Source organism: Citrobacter freundii complex sp. CFNIH2, from assembly GCF_002880615.1.
Taxonomy (GTDB): Bacteria; Pseudomonadota; Gammaproteobacteria; order Enterobacterales; family Enterobacteriaceae; genus Citrobacter_A; species Citrobacter_A amalonaticus_F.
On record NZ_CP025757.1, the window covers coordinates 1,616,870 to 1,636,130 of the forward strand.

Consider the following 19,261-nt stretch of genomic DNA (forward strand, 5'->3'; position numbering starts at 1 on the left):
TTTCGCCCCTGAGGAGGAGTAACACCCCATTACTGGCGGATTGGTACAATACCGCTCACGTCGTCAAACGTAAGATCCGGGTTTCGATAACGAAACAGGATCAAGTGACATGAGCGATACGTTAAAAGCTGCATTTATATTTGTTGCGCCTCACGCAGTGGCCGAAACCCATAACGCATGGGTGAAAACCGAGCAGGTGCAGGTTAAAACCATCGCGGTGAGCGATTATCAGCAGGCAGGTAAACTCCTTGATGCGCTCTATGATGAGGGGATCCGGGCAATTGAATTATGTGCGGGTTTCGGCCATCTTGGTGTTGCGCATATGGTGAAAGCGGCAGCAGGCAGAATGCAGGTCGGCGTCGTTCGCTTTGACCTTCATCCGGGGCTGGGAAACCGCAGTGGAGACAGTCTGTTTGAGTAAGGCAAGGTGTCTGAGGTAAATATCAACATGCAACGATGCAGTGCACCCAGTATGGCGCTGGCTAACTGGATAGCCCATTTCTGGTGCTGGCAAATGACAGCAGGGACGCCCTTACCCACGCTCTTTCCCGGTACCGGAGGCGAGCTGCTGCTCAACCTGGGCGATCCTCTGCTCATTGCGACGATACCGCTGGATAGCCAACAGACATCAAATTACCGTATTGTCCCAAAGGGCGAGGCCGTCCTGCTTCGCCCCCGCAAGTCCAGAATGATATTCACCCCCCAGGGAGAAATCGATTTACTCTCAATCCGACTGCGCTCTGCAACCTGCTTCCCTCTGCTGGGTCTCGCGATGGATGAACTGGATGACGTTCCTGTTTCCTTCACCGATCTGGGTCTACGTTGTGCCATCCCGGAATTGATTAACTTACCGTATGACAAACGTATCAGCCGGTTAGAACGTTGGCTGCTAACAATGGTTGACCGTTGCGAACGGGCGAACAGCGATCTCATCCAGGCAGTGAATCGACTGTATTACGGCGAGTCGTTCTCGACAATCCGTAGCCAGTTGGGAATGACTGAGCGGACGATGCTACGACGCGTACATCAATTCACTGGCGTCGATGCGCGCTATTTTTGCCGCACTGCCCGATTTCAGCGAACGCTGCGCCAGATACTGGTGGACGGCGATGTCCTGACGAGTGCGTTCAGCCACGGTTACTACGATCAAGCGCATTTCATCAAAACATGTCGACTCTATACTGACCTGACACCCACTGAACTTTTGAAGCGTCAGTACCGACAGCTTAACTACTATACCTACACGCTCGCAGAGTGCGGGCCATAGCCCCCCTCTTTTCCTTCCTGCATGGACGAGGCAAGATGCATATCCATTCACTGCCTGGCTGACAGATTTGTTACACTAGGATTAACCGTCTGAAACCGACAGGAAATAAATGATGCCATCAAATCGCTTCGCCAAAAAACACTGGAAAATGGTGGTCGTCCTGATCGTCATCTGTGGCGCAATGTTATTACTACGCTGGGCGGCAATGATTTGGGGATAGCCGTCGTGATTCTGGCAATGTGCATATTCTGGATAAAAGCGCTGACGGACAAATCGACATCAGACACCGTAATAAAAAAGCCAGACTGGTGAACAGTCTGGCCTCAGCTTACATCCGGTAGCCCAGAGAGACGGTGGTACGTCTGTCCGTATGCTCCGGCGCCGTTTCCGGCGGTTCGGAGTTCCACGTCACGTTGTACGCCACCTTCAGGCCAAAGTGCTCGTTGATTGCCACATTCAGCGCCGTCTCGGAGTTCAGCGTCGTATCTTCAGCACCAAACACCGACACGCCTTGCGTAAATTTGGTGTTGTCTGATATCTGCCAGGCATACGCGCCAGAAGCATAGCCCAGCGGCTGCGTTTCCGTTGTGCCATCCGTATGTTCGTCGTACCGTACGCCCGGACCGAATTCAAAACGGAAGCTGTGTACGGGGCCGTTAAGGAACTGGCGACCATAACCGGCGGTGAACACGTCGCGCTCACGGTAGCCGTTATAACGATCCGTCAGCCAACTCGCCTGGCCAAAAAGATAGTCATAATCGGTCACGTTGTAACGACTACGACCGCCAACCGCATATTTCTCTGAAGAGCGTTCATCATTGGAAGAGGTGTTGCTCGCGTTCCCCCACAGTGACCAGGCCGTTGTCTGGCCGTACCAGGTCATGGTCGTGTCCGCGGTCAAAGAAGAACTTTTCGTGTTGCCTGACTGCGCAAGATAACCGGCATTGAGATTGCCTTCGAAGGGTTTCTTCGCACTTGAGGGATCATCCATGACAGTAAAAACGGAATCATCGGCAGTTGCGTACATCGACGCAAACACGCCCCCCGCCAGCAGAACGGCAGCGGGAACTGTCTTTAAAAGCTTCATTTATAAAGAGTCCGTACAACAAAAAAAGAGACCATTACGGTCCCGGAAACTTTCAGAGGGATCAATGACAAACGCCCCAGGAAAGGTAACAAATTATAAAAAGGCTCGAATAACATAGCAATGAATTCTTATTTCATTTTTTGAATAAGAGAGCTCTCAAAACAATTAAATATTTATATATCCTTACGGGAAATTAAAACAATAAACTTTAATTAATCATATTGTTAATGACTTCACTTTAGCGCTATTCGGTGCCAGACTGAACACAGCCTAACAGGAGGTAACGATGGTACGTATCTATACGTTGACGCTTGCGCCCTCTCTCGATAGCGCAACGATCACCCCGCAAATCTATCCCGAAGGGAAACTCCGCTGTACTGCCCCGGTATTTGAGCCTGGCGGCGGTGGTATTAATGTCGCTCGCGCCATTGCCCATCTGGGCGGAACGGCGACCGCTATTTTCCCCGTCGGTGGTGCAACCGGTGAACACCTGGTGGCCCTGCTCGCTGACGAAAACGTTCCGGTCGCAACCATTGATGCAAAAGACTGGACGCGTCAGAACCTGCACGTTCATGTCGAATCCAGCGGCGAACAGTATCGCTTTGTGATGCCCGGTGCGGCCCTGAATGACGATGAGTTTCGTCAGATAGAAGAGCAGGTCCTGGAGATCGAGTCCGGTGCCATTCTGGTAGTCAGCGGTAGTCTGCCGCCAGGCGTCAAAGTCGAAAAACTCAGCCAGTTAATTACCGCCGCGCAGAAACAGGGGATCCGTTGCATCATTGACAGCTCCGGCGAGGCGCTGACGGCCGCATTAGCTATTGGCAATATTGAACTGGTTAAACCCAACCAGAAAGAACTCAGTGCCCTGGTTAATCGCGAACTTACCCAGCCTGATGACGTGCGCAAAGCGGCGCAGGAAATTGTCCGCAGCGGCAAGGCGCAGCGCGTTGTCGTCTCGCTCGGTCCTCAGGGCGCGCTGGGCGTGGACAGTAAAACCTGCGTGCAGGTTGTGCCACCGCCGGTTAAAAGCCAGAGCACCGTGGGCGCGGGCGACAGTATGGTGGGGGCAATGACTCTCAAACTGGCTGAAGGCGCCTCACTTGACGATATGGTGCGCTTCGGCGTTGCGGCCGGTAGCGCCGCGACCATCAACCAGGGAACACGCCTGTGCTCCCATGACGATACACAAAAAATCTACGCTTATCTTAGCCAGCCATAATGATTTCCCCCTCTTTTCGAGGGGGAATTTAGCGTAAACCTGTCGGCTTACGCGTTCACCGTCTATGCTACAAACTCATGAGATTACAAAGGGGTGTCAAATGGCCAGTGGGGAAATCACCCGATATGTTGTTACTATCACGTTCCACGAAGACTCCTTAACGGAAATAAATGAACTGAATAACCATCTTACCCGTGCCGGTTTTCTGCTCACCCTCACGGATGATGACGGAAATGTGCATGAACTGGGAACCAATACCTTTGGGTTGATTAGCGCCCAGAGTCCGGAGGAGGTCAAAGCACTGGCCGCAGGGCTGGCAGAAAGCGCGTTAGATAAAATGCCGGAGGTCAGCGTGGTGACCTGGGAAGAGTGGGATCTCAGCGGACAATAAATGCCATTACCACGAAAACACGTCCACGGTGTGCGTTAGTTCGTGTTTTTTAACCGCATCTTTGCGCTAACCTTATGATCTGGCAGACAACATGGGGAGAGACATCATGTGGCAGGCTATCAGTCGTCTTTTAAGCGAGCAACTCGGTGAAGGCGAAATCGAACTGCGTAACGAACTGCCTGGCGGAGAAATTCATGCCGCGTGGCATTTACGCTATGCGGGACGCGATTTCTTCGTTAAATGTGATGAGCGAGAACTGCTTCCAGGCTTCACGGCAGAAGCCGATCAATTAGAACTGTTATCACGCAGCCATACAGTGACGGTCCCCAAAGTGTGGGCGGTGGGTGCGGATCGTGATTACAGCTTTCTGGTGATGGATTATCTCCCTCCCCGTCCGTTGGATGCGCACAGTGCGTTTATTCTGGGGCAGCAGCTTGCCCACCTGCATGAATGGAGCGATCAGCCGCAGTTTGGGCTGGATTTCGATAACGCGCTCTCGACCACACCGCAGCCCAATGCCTGGCAGCGCCGCTGGTCTACCTTTTTCGCCGAACAGCGCATTGGCTGGCAACTCGAACTGGCGGCGGAAAAAGGGATTGCTTTTGGCAATATCGACGCCATCGTCGAGCACGTGCAACAGCGTCTCGCCTCCCACCAGCCACAGCCTTCTTTATTACACGGCGATCTATGGTCCGGGAACTGCGCGCTCGGGCCAGATGGTCCCTATCTGTTTGATCCGGCCTGTTACTGGGGAGACAGGGAATGCGACCTGGCGATGTTGCCGCTGCATACCGAACAGCCGCCGCAAATTTATGATGGTTATCAGTCGGTGTCGCCGCTGCCGTTAGATTTTCTCGACCGGCAACCGGTATATCAACTTTATACCTTGCTCAACCGGGCAAGACTGTTTGGCGGTCAGCACCTGGTAATTGCGCAGAAGGCAATGGACAGACTGCTCGCGGCGTAATCATGGCTGACATCATCAGGCCGCCGGATGGCGGCCTTTTTATTCAGACAAATCCCAGCAGGGAAAAGAACACATAGCCGAGGATGATGATAATCACCGGCAGGATGTAGAGCGGGAAAAACTGCAGGAAAATCGTGTGATGTGGAACCACAATGCGCGACTCAATCTGCTCGCGTGACAGCCCTTCACTGCCCTTGGCTTTCTCCAGAATCAACTGGTCTTCGACGCCTTCACGCAAAAACCGCGCCTGGCGACTCATACGCGCACCGGAATCCTGCATCGCCAGCCCGATAAAGATCAGCGCAAAAATCAGCCAGAACAGAATGTTCAGGCTATTCTGGAAATCCGGCGTCGGCGAGTTGTACCAGAAGAGGTTCAGAAACGGGGTATTCACTCGCATCATGTCAATCATGACGTGGGTAAAATCGAGCATCACCGCGTTAATCCCTTCCTGCTTTTCGCTGTGCGCGTACATAAATTTCAGGGCTGAAATCAGCGTGGAGAGGAGCGCCGGGATAAATATCACCCATCCTAAGATCCTTTTTAACACTGCAATGCGTCCAGCTTGTTGATACGTCATGAGTTCCCCTTGATGAAGACGCGTCGTTTTGGCTTAAGTCTACCTGCTGATAACCCTTTTCGCCCGATCTTTAAAAACGTTATGATAGCGGCTAATGCTGAATACCCTACATTTAATGCTCAACAGGAGAGGTTGTAATGTCAACCCCGCGTCAAATTCTTGCGGCCATATTCGATATGGATGGATTGCTGATTGATTCCGAGCCGTTGTGGGATCGGGCTGAACTGGACGTGCTGTCCAGCGTCGGCGTCGATATCACTCGTCGTCACGAACTCCCGGATACGCTGGGGCTGCGCATCGATATGGTTGTCGATCTTTGGTTTGCTCAGCAGCCGTGGAACGGGCCGAGCCGCCAGGAGGTCACCGATCGCGTCATTACCCGCGCCATCGCGTTGGTTGAAGAGACGCGTCCGCTGTTACCGGGCGTCAAAGAAGCGGTCGCGTTGTGTAAAGCGCAAGGTTTGAAGGTCGGACTGGCGTCAGCATCCCCTCTGCATATGCTGGAAAAAGTACTGGCAATGTTCGACCTGCGGGAGAGCTTTGACGCCATCGCCTCCGCGGAAAAACTGCCCTACAGCAAACCTCATCCTCAGGTTTACATCGACTGCGCGGCGAAACTGGGCGTTGACCCGTTATGCTGTGTGGCGCTGGAAGATTCCGTCAACGGTATGGTGGCATCGAAAGCGGCGCGGATGCGCTCCATCGTCGTACCGGACAAAGAGGTGCGACACGATCCGCGCTATATCCTCGCCGACGTCAGGCTCAACTCACTCACGGAACTGACCATCGCCGATTTACTTGGCTAACCGGGTTCGGGCAATGATCACATTGCCCGTTTTGCCAGCCAGTCAACAAAATTAAAACAACGTTTCATTTTTAATTGTATTCTCTCCGTTCCTCTCCTATCCTTCTTTCAGGCACATAACAGATAAAAACGGATAGCCGAGGTCATTATGATTCTGGATGCATTTCGTCTCACAGGTAAAGTCGCCATCGTCACCGGTTGTGATACCGGGCTCGGGCAAGGGATGACTGTCGCACTGGCGCAAGCCGGTTGCGATATCATCGGCGTGAACCGCAAGGTTCCTCATGACACCGCTGCCAAAGTAGAAGCGCTGGGTCGCCGCTTTTTCGCCATACAGGCCGATCTGAGCCAGCAAGCGGTTATCGCGGACGTTATCGCGAAGGCGGTAGAGAAATTCGGTCGCATCGACATTCTGGTGAACAACGCCGGGACCATTCGTCGCGAAGACGCGCTCAGTTTTACGGAAAAAGACTGGGACGACGTGATGAACCTGAATCTCAAGTCGCTCTTCTTTCTCTCCCAGGCCGTTGCACGCCAGTTCATTGCCCAGGGTCAGGGCGGAAAAATCATCAATATCGCGTCAATGCTGTCGTTTCAGGGCGGCATTCGCGTCCCGTCCTATACGGCCTCAAAGAGCGGCGTTCTGGGCATTACCCGACTGTTAGCTAACGAGTGGGCGCAGCATCAGATTAACGTCAACGCCATCGCCCCGGGCTACATGGCAACCAACAACACCCAACAACTGCGGGAAGATGCTGAACGCAATAAAGAGATTGTCGATCGTATCCCGGCGGGCCGTTGGGGAACGCCAGACGATCTGCAGGGTCCGGTCGTCTTCCTCGCCTCGAAGGCAGCAGATTACATCAACGGCTATACGCTGGCCGTCGATGGCGGTTGGTTAGCGCGTTAAACGCGCATTATTGACAAAGAGTTACAACGTCACCACTTCCGCCCACTGTATAAAAATCCTATACTGTACGAATTCACAGTTTATCAGGTTTTATCATGACGGCGGAAGGTCACCTCCTCTTTTCCATTGCCTGCGCGGTGTTTGCTAAAAACGCGGAACTCACGCCCGTGCTCGCGCAGGGTGACTGGTGGCACATTGTTCCTTCCGCCATCCTGACCTGTCTGTTACCGGACATTGATCACCCAAAGTCATTTCTCGGTCAGCGACTAAAATGGATTTCGAAACCGATCGCCCGTGCGTTCGGCCATCGCGGATTCACTCACAGTCTGCTGGCCGTCTTTGCGCTGCTGGCCACGTTCTACCTGAAAGTACCGGAGAGCTGGGTTATCCCCGCCGATGCCTTGCAGGGTATGGTGATAGGCTATCTGAGCCATATTGCCGCCGATATGCTGACGCCAGCGGGCGTCCCCCTACTCTGGCCTTGCCGCTGGCGCTTTCGTCTGCCGATACTGGTCCCGCAGAAAGGCAATCAACTGGAGCGGTTTCTCTGCATGGCGCTGTTTGCCTGGGCGGTATGGATGCCACAAACCTTGCCCCAGAACAGTGCAGTTCGCTGGTCATCCGATATGATTAATACGCTGCAATGGCAGTTCAATCGCTTTATAAAGCATCAAATCGACCAGTAAAGCAGCGGAATTATCGTTTTTGGCATAAACAATTCCATTTGAATATAAGAGCCAGGTCACAGTTCTGCTAACCTTGCGGCAACAGGATCGCTGTGACACAGCGGGACGAATAATAAAATCAGGAGAACGGGGATGAATTTTCCATTAATCGCGAACATTGTGGTGTTCGTCATTCTGCTGTTTGTGCTGGCGCAAGCCCGTCATAAACAGTGGAGTCTGGCAAAGAAAGTGCTGGTCGGTCTGGTCATGGGTGTGGTCTTTGGCCTTGCGCTGCACACCATTTATGGCTCTGACAGCCAGGTGCTGAAAGATTCCGTCCAGTGGTTCAACATCGTCGGCAACGGTTATGTTCAACTGCTGCAAATGATCGTCATGCCGCTGGTATTTGCCTCGATTCTGAGCGCAGTTGCCCGCCTGCATAACGCCTCGCAGTTGGGGAAAATCAGCTTTCTGACCATCGGAACCCTGCTGTTTACCACATTGATTGCCGCACTGGTCGGTGTGCTGGTGACCAATCTGTTTGGCCTGACCGCTGAAGGTCTGGTTCAGGGCGGAGCCGAAACGGCGCGACTGAATGCCATTGAAACCAACTATGTCGGTAAAGTGGCCGATCTCAGCGTCCCACAGCTGGTGCTCTCATTTGTACCGAAAAACCCGTTTGCCGATCTGACCGGCGCGAACCCGACGTCCATTATCAGCGTGGTCATTTTCGCCGCCTTCCTCGGTGTCGCCGCGCTGAAACTGCTGAAAGATGACGCGCCGAAAGGCGAGCGCGTGCTGACGGCTATCGACACCCTGCAAAGCTGGGTGATGAAACTGGTCCGCCTGGTCATGCAGTTAACGCCTTACGGCGTACTGGCGCTGATGACCAAAGTGGTGGCGGGTTCCAACCTGCAGGACATCATTAAGCTGGGCAGCTTTGTCATCGCCTCGTATCTCGGTCTGGGCATTATGTTCGTCGTCCACGGCGTACTGTTGGGCGTGAACGGCGTGAGCCCGCTCAAGTACTTCCGCAAAGTGTGGCCGGTTCTGACCTTCGCGTTTACCAGCCGTTCCAGCGCCGCCTCTATCCCGCTGAACGTGGAAGCGCAAACCCGTCGTCTGGGCGTGCCGGAATCTATCGCCAGCTTCGCGGCCTCCTTTGGTGCGACAATTGGTCAGAATGGCTGTGCCGGTTTGTATCCGGCCATGCTGGCCGTGATGGTGGCGCCGACGGTCGGTATTAACCCGCTGGATCCTCTCTGGATTGCGACGCTGGTCGGCATTGTGACCGTCAGCTCCGCCGGGGTGGCTGGTGTCGGTGGCGGTGCCACGTTCGCCGCGCTGATCGTACTGCCCGCAATGGGGCTGCCTGTCACGCTGGTGGCGCTGCTCATCTCCGTTGAGCCACTGATTGACATGGGCCGCACCGCGCTGAACGTCAGCGGGTCGATGACTGCCGGTACGCTGACCAGCCAGTGGCTGAAGCAAACCGATAAAACCATTCTGGACAGTGAAGACGACGCCGAACTGGCGCATCACTAAGCGTCCCCAAAACAGAAAACCGCCCTTCGGGGCGGTTTTTTTATGCCGGAATTAATCCGCTATTTCGTTTTCCTGACGGACCTGATTTGCCCAGCGCTGGGCTGATTCCGCCTCGCTGAACGTCGGCGATCGCTGGAACGACTCCCCCATTAAGACAAACGCGACATACTTCCCGCGCAATATCCACACGTCACGAAACGCGTCCATTTTTATCGCATGTTCGGGCGGCGCAGGTTCAACACGCGGAACATAGCTAATAACCGGACGATTTTGTTGGCGAAGAGGTTTCATCATTAATAGCTTCACTAAGACAAATTCAAAAATCAGAAAAGAACTATCTTAGCCGATTATACCCCCGCCCGTCCTGCTCCGGGCGTGCTCTTTCCCCTGTCAACCCACGTTGTCATCCGCGTTCTGCCCGGCGGGATCACACGAGTGGACTATAGTTAGGGGGTTTTTTGACAAAAACAACGACCCTTTCAGCAATGAAAAATGGAGACGAGTTCAATGTCGCATCACGAGAAAAATCCCCATCCACATCACTCTCCGGTACACGATCCGCGCGAAGCAAAACCGGGCCTGGACTCTCTGGCGCCTGACGACGACTCGTATCGTCCTGTTCCTGAACCGACGCCTCCCGGCATGCACCCCACGGCGCCCGGCAGTCTGAAAGCCCCGGATACTGGCAATAAAAAGCTGAGCGAACTGGAGAACGTCCGCACAGGCAGCGAGAATTACGCCCTCACCACCAATCAGGGGGTACGTATTGCCGACGACCAGAATTCACTGCGCGCCGGACACCGTGGTCCTACGCTGCTTGAAGATTTTATCTTGCGCGAAAAAATCACCCATTTTGACCATGAGCGCATTCCCGAGAGGATCGTCCATGCGCGCGGCTCGGCTGCGCACGGTTACTTCCAGCCCTACAAAAACCTTGGCGACATCACTAAAGCCGACTTTCTCTCCGATCCGGATAAAATCACCCCGGTCTTCGTGCGTTTTTCCACTGTTCAGGGCGGCGCAGGCTCAGCGGATACGGTGCGTGATATCCGTGGTTTTGCCACCAAGTTTTACACTGAAGAAGGGATTTTTGACCTGGTCGGCAATAATACCCCTGTCTTTTTTATTCAGGATGCGCACAAGTTTCCTGATTTCGTCCACGCTGTGAAACCGGAACCGCACTGGGCAATCCCCCAGGGGCAAAGCGCACATGACACCTTCTGGGATTACGTGTCGTTACAGCCCGAAACCCTGCATAACGTCATGTGGGCGATGTCCGATCGCGGCATTCCACGCAGTTATCGCACGATGGAAGGCTTTGGGATTCACACTTTTCGCCTGATCAATGCGGCGGGCAAAGCCACCTTCGTTCGTTTTCACTGGAAACCTCTGGCAGGTAAAGCCTCACTGGTATGGGATGAAGCGCAGAAGCTGACCGGTCGCGACCCGGACTTCCATCGCCGGGAATTGTGGGAAGCCATTGAAGCCGGTGATTTCCCGGAATATGAGCTGGGACTGCAACTGATCCCGGAAGAGGACGAGTTGAAATTCGATTTTGACTTACTGGATCCCACCAAGCTGATCCCCGAAGCGCTGGTTCCGGTTCAGCGCGTCGGTAAAATGGTACTGAACCGCAACCCCGATAATTTCTTCGCCGAAAACGAACAGGTCGCCTTCCATCCCGGCCATATCGTCCCTGGCATAGATTTCACAAACGATCCGCTGTTGCAGGGCCGTTTGTTCTCCTATACCGATACGCAGATTAGCCGTCTGGGGGGAGCCAATTTCCATGAAATTCCGATCAACCGTCCTACCTGTCCGTATCACAACTTCCAGCGTGACGGGATGCATCGGATGAGTATCGACACCAACCCGGCTAACTATGAACCCAATTCCATCAATGACAACTGGCCACGTGAAACGCCGCCGGGGCCGAAACGCGGCGGCTTTGAGTCATATCAGGAACGCATCGAAGGCGACAAGATCCGCGAACGTAGTCCCTCATTTGGCGAATACTACGCCCATCCGCGTCTGTTCTGGTCAAGCCAGACGCCAGTCGAGCAGTTGCATATCGTCGATGCCTTCAGCTTTGAGTTGAGTAAGGTCGTTCGTACCTGGATCCGTGAACGGGTGGTCGACCAACTGGCGCATATCGACATTAACCTCGCGCAGGCGGTCGGGAAAAATCTGGGTATTGCGTTAAGCGATGAACAGACACAAATTGCACCGCCACCAGAGGTGAGCGGACTGAAGAAAGATCCTTCGCTCAGTCTGTATGCCGTGCCGGACGGCGATATTAAAGGCCGCGTTGTCGGGATTTTACTCAACGGCAAGGTCAAATCAGCCGATCTGATGTCCATTTTGCAGGCACTTCAGGCGAAAGGCGTTCATGCAAAACTGCTCTATTCACGGATGGGGGACGTTATTGCCGATGACGGTTCACGACTGACCATCGCCGCCACATTTGCCGGTGCGCCGTCTCTCACCGTAGATGCCGTTATTGTACCGTGCGGTGATATTGCCGATATCGAGGACAACGGCGATGCACAATATTATCTGCTGGAAGCGTATAAACATCTCAAACCCATCGCTCTCGCAGGTGAAGCCCGGCGCTTTAAAGCGCGACTTCACATCGACAGTCAGGGTGAGGAAGGCGTTGTAGAAGGTGGTGACGCGGATAGCCGTTTTATGGATGAACTGTTTACGCAGATGGCAGCCCACCGCGTCTGGTCGAGAACGGCTAAAATCCCGGCCGTACCGGCCTGAGGCAAATCGCAGGCAAAAAAAAGCGGCGCACCACGCGCCGCAAACTCAGGAGTCAGACATCAAGAAAACTGCCCAGACGGTAGCCACGCTCTGCAATCGCATACTTGAGCGATGCCGACGTCAGCACGTCCAGTTCAGTCAAGCGGGGGTAACAATAGGCGCTCTGACGGATGATATTGTCGATAAACGCCGGGTGACACATTACTTCCAGTGAGGATTCTCCACGTTTTGCTGATGCCTCGAGAACCTGCAGGAACAACGATTCAGAAATCGCTTCCCCGTAAAACTCACTACTGAACCCTTGCGAGCTACGCAGCGTCGCCGGGAGATCGCCGGTCCTGAACACCGGCTGACGATCAATACGCAGCGCAATATTACGCTCTGCGGCAAAACGTGCGACAAGGGGGAAGATCTGCGGGAACATATGCACATGGTGATGGCTATCCAGATGCGTCGGCTCCCGCCCGAACAGGTCGATGAAACGCTGGTACTGACTGGCAAGCTCACGGGCGATTTCGTCCAGCGGCAGCGTATCTTCCTCTGCCATCTGCCAGATCCATTTTCCCAGACGCCCTTCACGGGTTAATCCCGGCATCTCGGTCAGTGGTTTTCCCAGCGTCAGAACAAAGTGCATCCCTACCGCCAACGTCGGCAGATCGCGGCTTAAGGTGACCGCATGCTCAATGGCATCACCGTTCACCATCGCCGTAGTCGAGGTCACCACGCCGTGACGACAGGCCTCCACGATGCCGTAGTTTTGCCCTTTGCTCAGACCAAAATCATCCGCGTTTACAATCAATAAGCGTTCCATAGCCGACCTCTTTAGTGTTGTGCGTCTTTAAGCTTCGCAATGCATCCGGCAAAGTTTGGCAACCATTTTTCGTGCGCCAGAATCAGTTCACCCGCCAGCCCTTCTGCGTCGTGATCCGAATGCACCAGCGGACTCAGGTTCAGCGCTAACAGGACATCGTTAAACTCACCGCTCAGCGCCGCGTTACTGGCAGCGACTTCAAAGCCTTTGATGGTATAGATCAATCCCAACACTTTCTCGTCAAAATGGGTGATACGCGGCGTCGGCGTTGCCCCATCGCGACCCAACGTACAGGTCATCTCGACCGCCCAGTCGGCCGGAATGTTATCGACGTGGCCGTGATGCGGAATGTTGACGTAATGCTCGGTTTGCTTGTCATTGAAAATCGCATTAATGACTTCACAGGCAGCGTCAGAGTAGTACGCGCCCCCGCGCTGCTCCAGCTCCTTCGGCTTGATGTTCAGCTCCGGGTTCTTATACAGATCGAACAGCTGTTTCTCGACCTTCTGTACCACCTGGGCCCGCGCGCCGCCCTTGTAGTATTCACCCATCTCAATCGCCAGCATCTCTTTTTGCTTGAAGTAGTACAGCAGATACGAGCATGGCAGCAGATTCAGAGAACGAATGAGCCCTTCGCTAAACGGCAGATCGAAAATGTTTTTCACCGTGGACGCTTTAAGCTGGCCCGAGGCCACGCCGTCCAACAGCTCAGCAAAGCGTGACTGTCCATTGACGATCACATCTTTGATGAACACCATGTGGTTGAGGCCAAACAGGTCGATCGACAGGTCATCACTCTCTTTCAGCGCCAGCACATCGTGGATGAACATCTTCATCCCGACCGGAATGTTGCACACGCCAATAAAGCGTTTGAAGTTCGTATGACGATAGACCGCTTCGGTCACCATGCCAGCCGGGTTAGTAAAGTTGATCACCCATGCATTCGGACACAGTTCTTCCACATCTTTAATAATGTCGAAAATCACCGGGATCGTGCGTAGTCCTTTAAACAGCCCACCGGCACCGTTGGTTTCCTGACCCAGGTAGCCATGGCTCAGCGGAATACGCTCATCCAGTTCACGCGCTTTCAACTGTCCTACGCGCAGCTGCGTGGTCACGAAATCGGCATCTTTCAGCGCTTCATGGCGATCCAGGGTTTTAAACACCTTCATCGGCACGCCTGCTTTTTCGATCATCCGCTGGCAAAGCTGGTAAATAATATCCAGTTTCTCTTCGCCGCCTTCGACGTCAACCAGCCACAATTCGGAAACCGGCAGCTCGTGGTAGCGTTTAATAAATCCTTCCAGCAATTCTGGGGTATAGCTGCTGCCGCCACCAATGGTGACGACTTTTAATTTCTGGCTCATCGTTTCTCCCTTCAGTGCTTAACACTGGCGTGAATGAGGCTCTGCCCTTCTGTCAGATATGACGCAGACGTCCCGCGTCAATAATGGGCAAGCGTAAACCTGGTTGTTGAGTAAAATAATTACTGATTATATTGCGTGAGTTTTTTTCTGTAGCTATTAGGCGTAAATGACGTCATTTTTTTAAACGTCTTAATAAACAGACTTGGACTACTGTATCCCGCTTCATACGCAATATCTGTTACGGAGTAGTTAGTCATCTCCAGCTGTTTCTTGGCAAAGTTGATGCGAATTTCATTAATTAATTGCATCGGCGTTTTGCTGTAATAACGCTGGGTCGCTCGCGTCAGGTATTCCTGGGACTTTGCGGACAGAAAAACCATATTCTCCAGAGCATTTTCGCCAAACTGCGCTTTATTGTGCATGGTTTCCACGGTGGCTTTCAGCCACTGCGGAATATCATCAAGAACCTGTTCTTCACGATAATGGCGCAGGCGGTTGATAATGTAGAAGGTGACCACTTCGACAAACTCTTCCAGCCCGGTATCACGAAAGTTGAGCGAGGCGATAACCGTCTCGACGTAGGTTAAAAATGCGCTGTTGGTGCGATAGACCTGCGATGCCACGAAACAGAACGGCATGAGCGGGCTGTAGTGCTGTTCAAAAAAACGTTTACTGATGCCAACGTTAAGAATACGCGTCGAGCCGAACTCGTAGAAGCTCTGATGGTGCGAACCGAGCGGAACAAACACAAAGTCACCCCGTTCCAGCAGCACACGTTTACCGTTGATCTCCTGGTAATAGCGCCCCGTGAGCACCAGCGTGAACTCATAGTAATCGTGCTGATGCAGACCGCAGGCGCTCTCCGTCTTGTTGTAGATAAAGACATGGAAATTTTTACCGTTAAACAACTGTTGTTCACGGGCAATGGTGATTTCCGGTGCGGTAGCCTGGTGTTGCATCATCAACTCCTTACTATTTCAGCTTCTCGTGAAGCTCAATCAACTCTGTCACCAGTTCGCGTGCCAGCATTGACGTCATCAGATGATCCTGTGCGTGAACCAGAACCAGACTGACTTTCATTTTACCTTCGCCCTGATCGCCTTCAATCAGTTTCGTCTGCACCAGATGCGCTTCGTTCAGCGCCATGCGCGACTGCTCCATCATCGTTTTCGCGGCGTCGAAGTCGCCCTGCTTCGCCTGTTTTAAGGCCGCGTAGGCCAGGCTGCGCGCCTGTCCGGAGTTGATGATAAGCCCCATCACCACTTCTTCGAGCTCTTCGGCTTCGGTCTGGGTATCAGTAATATTCTCGAGATCCATCATAAATCATTCCTCTTTGACGGCCCGGCATGCGTCGCCACATGCCGGGTTAAACTTAAAATTTCAGTGCGTTAGCGATATCTTCTTCGCTCTCTTCCTTGTCGATTGCGTTTTGCGCTTTGTTCGCAACCACCACGAACGGCAGGTAAATCAGCGTCGCAATCCCTAAGTTGAACAAGGCGACCAGCAGAGCCGCAACGCTCCCGTTGGTGTTAAAGAACGCCCCCAGCCCGGTTGGCATGGTCCACGGCGCGATGTTAGTAATGGGTGGGATAATACCCAGGTAATACGCTATCAGCGTAATCGCGGCCAGAATCGGCTGTACCAGAATGAACGGGATGAACATTACCGGGTTCATGATGATCGGCAGACCAAACAGAATCGGTTCGTTAATCTGGAAGATACCTGATGGCAGAGCCAGTTTCGCGACCTGACGATAATCCGCACGGCGAGAGGCGATAAAGATGGCAAGGATCAGACCCAGCGTGGCACCGCTGCCGCCGAGGAAGATAAAGGAGTCGAGCATCGGCTTCGCCCAGACGTGGAACGTCTTACCGGCGGCCAGCGCGGCATCCACTGAACCGTACTGCTGATAGATAGCGATGTTTTCCAGCGCCCATGGCGTCATGATACCGCTGTCGAGCGCCGTCAGCGCCAGGGAACCGTGGATACCGAAGAACCACAGCAGCGGAACAAAGAGCACGTACGCCCAGCCAACCACACTGCCCAGCGAAGCCAGCGGTGTAGAGATGGTGTCCATAATGATCTGGTGGAAGTTAGTTCCCCACGTCGTCAGCACCCAGGCGATGATCCCCATAATGGAAAGGATAATAAAGCCCGGAATCAATGCGGAGAATGAACGGGAGACGGATGCCGGTACGCTATCGGGTAATTTAATGACCCAGTTGCGATGGACAATAAAGGTAAACATTTCCGCGACCACCAGACCGATAATAATACCGGAAATGATATTCGCACCGCCCAACCAGTTCGCCCCAACCGCATAGGCTTCGCCCACGCTGTAAGGCGTGACGGTCATAAAGGCCGCAACCGATAACAGGCCGGCCGCCAGGGCGTCAACTTTGCGCTCTTCCGCCAGCGCCATACCGATAAAGAATGGCGCCATCAGAGACATAATACCCAGCGTACCGTTATAGACGTTTCCGCCGATGCCTTTCAGACTATTGAGGTTTTCAATGGTTGACGCATCCAGCCGAATACCGAGGGAATAAAAAAACGACCCCTCCCCAAAGCTCAGGAAAACGTTATTGATTAATACAAACATAGCCCCCGCGAGGGTTAATGGCATTAAACGAATAAAACCGTTTTTGATTGCATTAACGTGTGGCTGCTTTCCTATTTTGACAGCAAAAGGAAGGAGTACCTTTTCAAGTGAAGCAATGACGTTACTCATAGAAAAATACCCTTAAAGACCGCAATTAATTATTGCGGTATATGTAAATGAAATAACTCTTTGACGGGAAAATTTAAAATATTAATTTGCAGCGGCTTTTTTAATTGCTGCAACCGCAGCCTTAAGCACGCCTAAACCATCGACTTTGCCATACAGCAGCGAGTCAATCACTTCTACAGGTTTGTTCGGTAACAAACGCTGAATTTCGGGCAACATATAACCAATTTGCGGACCTAATAATACAACGTCGGCATTCGGTCCTTTTTCTCCGGCAAGGGTTTCCGGGAATGCTTCAATAATAACCGGGACTTCATACTTTTCCGCCTGCGCACGCATCTTTGACACTAACAAAGAGGTAGACATACCCGCAGAGCAAAACAGATAAATGTGTTTCTTTTCCATTCAGACCTTCCTCATGTGCGATTATCTGTCAACCAGACACGCCGCAAGTCTCAACCTGCATCTATGCTCTGGACAACCTGCGTAACCGAAAACTTATTTCTGTGTCTGAAATGAGTATACGGCATCGCACCTGCTGATGGTATTTCCTTGACCAACTAAATTGTCTCTCATTGACCTGGCGTTATGACCCCCTTCACACTTCGGGTAAATAATTCGCATCAATAAATAAGATCATCTTCGTTACAAAAAAACCGGCCAGTGGCCGGTTCGTTGAGCTGTACAGGCAATAGACAGTTATTGTGACTTCGCTGCCTGCGGGTCGGTATCATACTCAGCGCAGCTCTGGTAGCCTGAGTTGATAACATGACCGGTATCATCCAGCGCCACGAAATAGGTTTCTGCTTTACCATCACGTTGACCCAGGATGTAGGTCTGGCAGGTACCGCGAGCGTGGATCATGCTCACCTCAGACGACGGTTTCCCGGCAATCTGTGCAACCTGCGCGCGGCTCATGCCTTTTTTCACATCCTTGACCACAGGCTGGACAAATTGGTCTTTGGTACGGTCGTACGCCGTACACCCTGCCAGCATCGTTAATACTGCTGCTGCACTGAAAATTCCTGCAATAGTCCTGTTCATTTTCCGTCCTCTTGTTTATCAGCGTGTTATATAAGCCTGGAATACATTTTGACATTTTTCAAGCGAACACTTAGCACGCGAATATTTTGCCAGATTCCGTTCAGACGGCAGGATGTCGTTTTAAGCGCCACTCAGCCTGCGTTCTCTTGTCGTTTGCACAGCAAAGGGTTAGCTTTATCACAGTCTGATTTTATTCTTTATACATTGGGGAGGGGGTAAATGACTCTGCAACACGAGATCATCAAAGCGCTTGGCGCAAAACCGCACATTAATCCAGAAGAGGAAATTCGCCGCAGCGTGGATTTTCTGAAGGCATATCTGCAACGTTATCCCTTCCTGAAAAGTCTGGTGCTGGGCATCAGCGGAGGACAAGACTCGACGCTGGCAGGCAAACTTTGCCAGACCGCCATTAGCGAATTGCGTGCTGAGACCGGTAACGACGCGCTGCAGTTTATCGCCGTTCGCCTGCCCTATGGCGTTCAGGCGGATGAGCAGGATTGTCAGGACGCCATCGACTTTATCCAGCCGGACCGCGTGCTGACCGTCAATATCAAAGGAGCGGTACTGGCGAGCGAACAGGCCCTGCGTGAAGCCGGCATTGAACTAAGCGATTTCGTTCGTGGCAATGAAAAAGCCCGTGAACGTATGAAAGCACAGTACAGTATCGCGGGCATGACCAGCGGCGTGGTAGTGGGTACCGATCATGCGGCGGAAGCCATCACCGGTTTCTTCACCAAATACGGTGACGGTGGTACGGATATTAACCCGCTGTTTCGCCTCAACAAGCGCCAGGGAAAACAACTACTGGCGGCATTAGGTTGCCCGGAACACCTTTATAAGAAAGCGCCTACCGCCGATCTCGAAGACGATCGCCCTTCTCTGCCGGATGAAGCCGCGCTGGGCGTAACCTATGAGAACATTGATGACTATCTGGAAGGAAAAACGGTGGATGCCGCCATCGCGAAAATCATTGAAGGCTGGTATCTGAAGACTGAGCATAAACGCCGTCCGCCGATTACCGTGTTTGATGACTTCTGGAAACAGTAAGAATGGACTGGCCGGATGGCAACGCCATCCGGCTCCCGCGCCGCAGTCGCCCACGCCATCTC

Annotated in this window: 22 protein-coding genes; 12 read left to right on the top strand and 10 right to left on the bottom strand. The window is 52.9% G+C overall.

Features of this window, described 5'->3' with window-relative positions:
• Positions 1 to 109: 109 nt before the first annotated feature.
• From WM46_RS08050 to yniD, 3 genes are all read left to right on the top strand, one after another.
• Positions 110 to 421 carry a DUF6506 family protein gene (locus tag WM46_RS08050; protein ID WP_061077329.1) on the top strand — a complete coding sequence of 104 codons (312 nt, stop codon included), beginning with the start codon at positions 110 to 112 and terminating at the stop codon, positions 419 to 421.
• 27 nt (positions 422 to 448) lie between these two features.
• Positions 449 to 1,267 (top strand): helix-turn-helix domain-containing protein, encoded by an 819-nt coding sequence (locus WM46_RS08055; protein ID WP_102601951.1) that lies wholly within the window; start codon positions 449 to 451, stop codon positions 1,265 to 1,267.
• 112 nt (positions 1,268 to 1,379) lie between these two features.
• Positions 1,380 to 1,487, top strand: coding sequence for a small membrane protein YniD (yniD, locus tag WM46_RS08060; RefSeq protein ID WP_086512613.1), 108 nt, complete (start codon positions 1,380 to 1,382; stop codon positions 1,485 to 1,487).
• A 108-nt stretch (positions 1,488 to 1,595) separates the two neighbouring features.
• Here the strand turns inward: yniD and WM46_RS08065 are convergent, their stop codons facing one another.
• Positions 1,596 to 2,354 (bottom strand): YdiY family protein, encoded by a 759-nt coding sequence (locus WM46_RS08065; RefSeq protein WP_102601952.1) that lies wholly within the window; start codon positions 2,352 to 2,354, stop codon positions 1,596 to 1,598.
• Between the two features lie 286 nt (positions 2,355 to 2,640).
• Between WM46_RS08065 and pfkB the strand changes: the two genes are divergently transcribed.
• The 3 genes from pfkB to WM46_RS08080 all read left to right on the top strand — a co-directional run bounded on the left by pfkB (position 2,641) and on the right by WM46_RS08080 (position 4,931).
• Positions 2,641 to 3,573, top strand: coding sequence for a 6-phosphofructokinase II (pfkB, locus tag WM46_RS08070; protein ID WP_102601953.1), 933 nt, complete (start codon positions 2,641 to 2,643; stop codon positions 3,571 to 3,573).
• A 100-nt stretch (positions 3,574 to 3,673) separates the two neighbouring features.
• Positions 3,674 to 3,964 carry a type V toxin-antitoxin system endoribonuclease antitoxin GhoS gene (gene ghoS / locus WM46_RS08075; protein WP_061077326.1) on the top strand — a complete coding sequence of 97 codons (291 nt, stop codon included), beginning with the start codon at positions 3,674 to 3,676 and terminating at the stop codon, positions 3,962 to 3,964.
• 106 nt (positions 3,965 to 4,070) lie between these two features.
• On the top strand, positions 4,071 to 4,931 hold the full coding sequence (locus tag WM46_RS08080) for a fructosamine kinase family protein (protein WP_043000880.1): 861 nt from the start codon (positions 4,071 to 4,073) through the stop codon (positions 4,929 to 4,931).
• A gap of 43 nt (positions 4,932 to 4,974) precedes the next feature.
• Here the strand turns inward: WM46_RS08080 and WM46_RS08085 are convergent, their stop codons facing one another.
• On the bottom strand, positions 4,975 to 5,511 hold the full coding sequence (locus WM46_RS08085; protein ID WP_102601954.1) for a YniB family protein: 537 nt from the start codon (positions 5,509 to 5,511) through the stop codon (positions 4,975 to 4,977).
• Positions 5,512 to 5,648: 137 nt separating this feature from the next.
• Between WM46_RS08085 and hxpB the strand changes: the two genes are divergently transcribed.
• From hxpB to tcyP, 4 genes are all read left to right on the top strand, one after another.
• Entirely contained in the window at positions 5,649 to 6,317 is a 669-nt protein-coding gene (hxpB, locus tag WM46_RS08090; RefSeq protein ID WP_061077324.1) for a hexitol phosphatase HxpB, read from the top strand.
• A gap of 147 nt (positions 6,318 to 6,464) precedes the next feature.
• The gene (gene kduD, locus WM46_RS08095) at positions 6,465 to 7,226 is read left to right on the top strand and encodes a 2-dehydro-3-deoxy-D-gluconate 5-dehydrogenase KduD (RefSeq protein ID WP_061077323.1); all 762 of its coding nucleotides are present in this window, start codon (positions 6,465 to 6,467) and stop codon (positions 7,224 to 7,226) included.
• 95 nt (positions 7,227 to 7,321) lie between these two features.
• Positions 7,322 to 7,912, top strand: coding sequence for a metal-dependent hydrolase (locus tag WM46_RS08100; protein WP_043000884.1), 591 nt, complete (start codon positions 7,322 to 7,324; stop codon positions 7,910 to 7,912).
• A gap of 132 nt (positions 7,913 to 8,044) precedes the next feature.
• Positions 8,045 to 9,436: a cystine/sulfocysteine:cation symporter gene (gene tcyP / locus WM46_RS08105; RefSeq protein ID WP_054176635.1), complete on the top strand. Its 1,392-nt coding sequence runs from the start codon at positions 8,045 to 8,047 to the stop codon at positions 9,434 to 9,436.
• A 51-nt stretch (positions 9,437 to 9,487) separates the two neighbouring features.
• Here the strand turns inward: tcyP and cedA are convergent, their stop codons facing one another.
• Positions 9,488 to 9,742 (bottom strand): cell division activator CedA, encoded by a 255-nt coding sequence (gene cedA, locus WM46_RS08110; RefSeq protein WP_071887667.1) that lies wholly within the window; start codon positions 9,740 to 9,742, stop codon positions 9,488 to 9,490.
• A 201-nt stretch (positions 9,743 to 9,943) separates the two neighbouring features.
• Between cedA and katE the strand changes: the two genes are divergently transcribed.
• On the top strand, positions 9,944 to 12,202 hold the full coding sequence (gene katE / locus WM46_RS08115) for a catalase HPII (protein ID WP_102601955.1): 2,259 nt from the start codon (positions 9,944 to 9,946) through the stop codon (positions 12,200 to 12,202).
• 52 nt (positions 12,203 to 12,254) lie between these two features.
• Here katE and chbG read toward each other — a convergent pair whose 3' ends face one another.
• The 7 genes from chbG to osmE all read right to left on the bottom strand — a co-directional run bounded on the left by chbG (position 12,255) and on the right by osmE (position 18,152).
• Positions 12,255 to 13,013, bottom strand: coding sequence for a chitin disaccharide deacetylase (chbG, locus tag WM46_RS08120; protein ID WP_102601956.1), 759 nt, complete (start codon positions 13,011 to 13,013; stop codon positions 12,255 to 12,257).
• 11 nt (positions 13,014 to 13,024) lie between these two features.
• A complete protein-coding gene (locus tag WM46_RS08125; RefSeq protein WP_102601957.1) occupies positions 13,025 to 14,380 on the bottom strand; it encodes a 6-phospho-beta-glucosidase in 1,356 nt (451 codons plus the stop codon).
• A gap of 119 nt (positions 14,381 to 14,499) precedes the next feature.
• Entirely contained in the window at positions 14,500 to 15,342 is an 843-nt protein-coding gene (gene chbR / locus WM46_RS08130; RefSeq protein ID WP_081093688.1) for a transcriptional regulator ChbR, read from the bottom strand.
• Between the two features lie 10 nt (positions 15,343 to 15,352).
• Positions 15,353 to 15,700, bottom strand: a complete 348-nt coding sequence (gene chbA, locus WM46_RS08135; protein ID WP_061077316.1) for a PTS N,N'-diacetylchitobiose transporter subunit IIA — start codon at positions 15,698 to 15,700, stop codon at positions 15,353 to 15,355.
• A 52-nt stretch (positions 15,701 to 15,752) separates the two neighbouring features.
• On the bottom strand, positions 15,753 to 17,111 hold the full coding sequence (gene chbC, locus WM46_RS08140; protein ID WP_102601958.1) for a PTS N,N'-diacetylchitobiose transporter subunit IIC: 1,359 nt from the start codon (positions 17,109 to 17,111) through the stop codon (positions 15,753 to 15,755).
• An 81-nt stretch (positions 17,112 to 17,192) separates the two neighbouring features.
• Positions 17,193 to 17,513, bottom strand: coding sequence for a PTS N,N'-diacetylchitobiose transporter subunit IIB (chbB, locus tag WM46_RS08145; RefSeq protein WP_042319411.1), 321 nt, complete (start codon positions 17,511 to 17,513; stop codon positions 17,193 to 17,195).
• A gap of 294 nt (positions 17,514 to 17,807) precedes the next feature.
• Positions 17,808 to 18,152: an osmotically-inducible lipoprotein OsmE gene (osmE, locus tag WM46_RS08150; RefSeq protein ID WP_043000893.1), complete on the bottom strand. Its 345-nt coding sequence runs from the start codon at positions 18,150 to 18,152 to the stop codon at positions 17,808 to 17,810.
• A gap of 219 nt (positions 18,153 to 18,371) precedes the next feature.
• Here osmE and nadE point away from each other — a divergent pair, with 219 nt between their 5' ends.
• Positions 18,372 to 19,199: an ammonia-dependent NAD(+) synthetase gene (nadE, locus tag WM46_RS08155; RefSeq protein WP_102601959.1), complete on the top strand. Its 828-nt coding sequence runs from the start codon at positions 18,372 to 18,374 to the stop codon at positions 19,197 to 19,199.
• Positions 19,200 to 19,261: the final 62 nt, after the last annotated feature.

Bases quoted from the DNA above. Each gene is read 5' to 3' on its own strand.
- WM46_RS08050 (WP_061077329.1), top strand. From the start codon at position 110: ATGAGCGATACGTTAAAAGCTGCATTTATATTTGTTGCGCCTCACGCA.
- WM46_RS08055 (WP_102601951.1), top strand. From the start codon at position 449: ATGCAACGATGCAGTGCACCCAGTATGGCGCTGGCTAACTGGATAGCC.
- yniD (WP_086512613.1), top strand. From the start codon at position 1,380: ATGCCATCAAATCGCTTCGCCAAAAAACACTGGAAAATGGTGGTCGTC.
- WM46_RS08065 (WP_102601952.1), bottom strand. From the start codon at position 2,354: ATGAAGCTTTTAAAGACAGTTCCCGCTGCCGTTCTGCTGGCGGGGGGC.
- pfkB (WP_102601953.1), top strand. From the start codon at position 2,641: ATGGTACGTATCTATACGTTGACGCTTGCGCCCTCTCTCGATAGCGCA.
- ghoS (WP_061077326.1), top strand. From the start codon at position 3,674: ATGGCCAGTGGGGAAATCACCCGATATGTTGTTACTATCACGTTCCAC.
- WM46_RS08080 (WP_043000880.1), top strand. From the start codon at position 4,071: ATGTGGCAGGCTATCAGTCGTCTTTTAAGCGAGCAACTCGGTGAAGGC.
- WM46_RS08085 (WP_102601954.1), bottom strand. From the start codon at position 5,511: ATGACGTATCAACAAGCTGGACGCATTGCAGTGTTAAAAAGGATCTTA.
- hxpB (WP_061077324.1), top strand. From the start codon at position 5,649: ATGTCAACCCCGCGTCAAATTCTTGCGGCCATATTCGATATGGATGGA.
- kduD (WP_061077323.1), top strand. From the start codon at position 6,465: ATGATTCTGGATGCATTTCGTCTCACAGGTAAAGTCGCCATCGTCACC.
- WM46_RS08100 (WP_043000884.1), top strand. From the start codon at position 7,322: ATGACGGCGGAAGGTCACCTCCTCTTTTCCATTGCCTGCGCGGTGTTT.
- tcyP (WP_054176635.1), top strand. From the start codon at position 8,045: ATGAATTTTCCATTAATCGCGAACATTGTGGTGTTCGTCATTCTGCTG.
- katE (WP_102601955.1), top strand. From the start codon at position 9,944: ATGTCGCATCACGAGAAAAATCCCCATCCACATCACTCTCCGGTACAC.
- chbG (WP_102601956.1), bottom strand. From the start codon at position 13,013: ATGGAACGCTTATTGATTGTAAACGCGGATGATTTTGGTCTGAGCAAA.
- WM46_RS08125 (WP_102601957.1), bottom strand. From the start codon at position 14,380: ATGAGCCAGAAATTAAAAGTCGTCACCATTGGTGGCGGCAGCAGCTAT.
- chbR (WP_081093688.1), bottom strand. From the start codon at position 15,342: ATGATGCAACACCAGGCTACCGCACCGGAAATCACCATTGCCCGTGAA.
- chbA (WP_061077316.1), bottom strand. From the start codon at position 15,700: ATGATGGATCTCGAGAATATTACTGATACCCAGACCGAAGCCGAAGAG.
- chbC (WP_102601958.1), bottom strand. From the start codon at position 17,111: ATGAGTAACGTCATTGCTTCACTTGAAAAGGTACTCCTTCCTTTTGCT.
- chbB (WP_042319411.1), bottom strand. From the start codon at position 17,513: ATGGAAAAGAAACACATTTATCTGTTTTGCTCTGCGGGTATGTCTACC.
- osmE (WP_043000893.1), bottom strand. From the start codon at position 18,152: ATGAACAGGACTATTGCAGGAATTTTCAGTGCAGCAGCAGTATTAACG.
- nadE (WP_102601959.1), top strand. From the start codon at position 18,372: ATGACTCTGCAACACGAGATCATCAAAGCGCTTGGCGCAAAACCGCAC.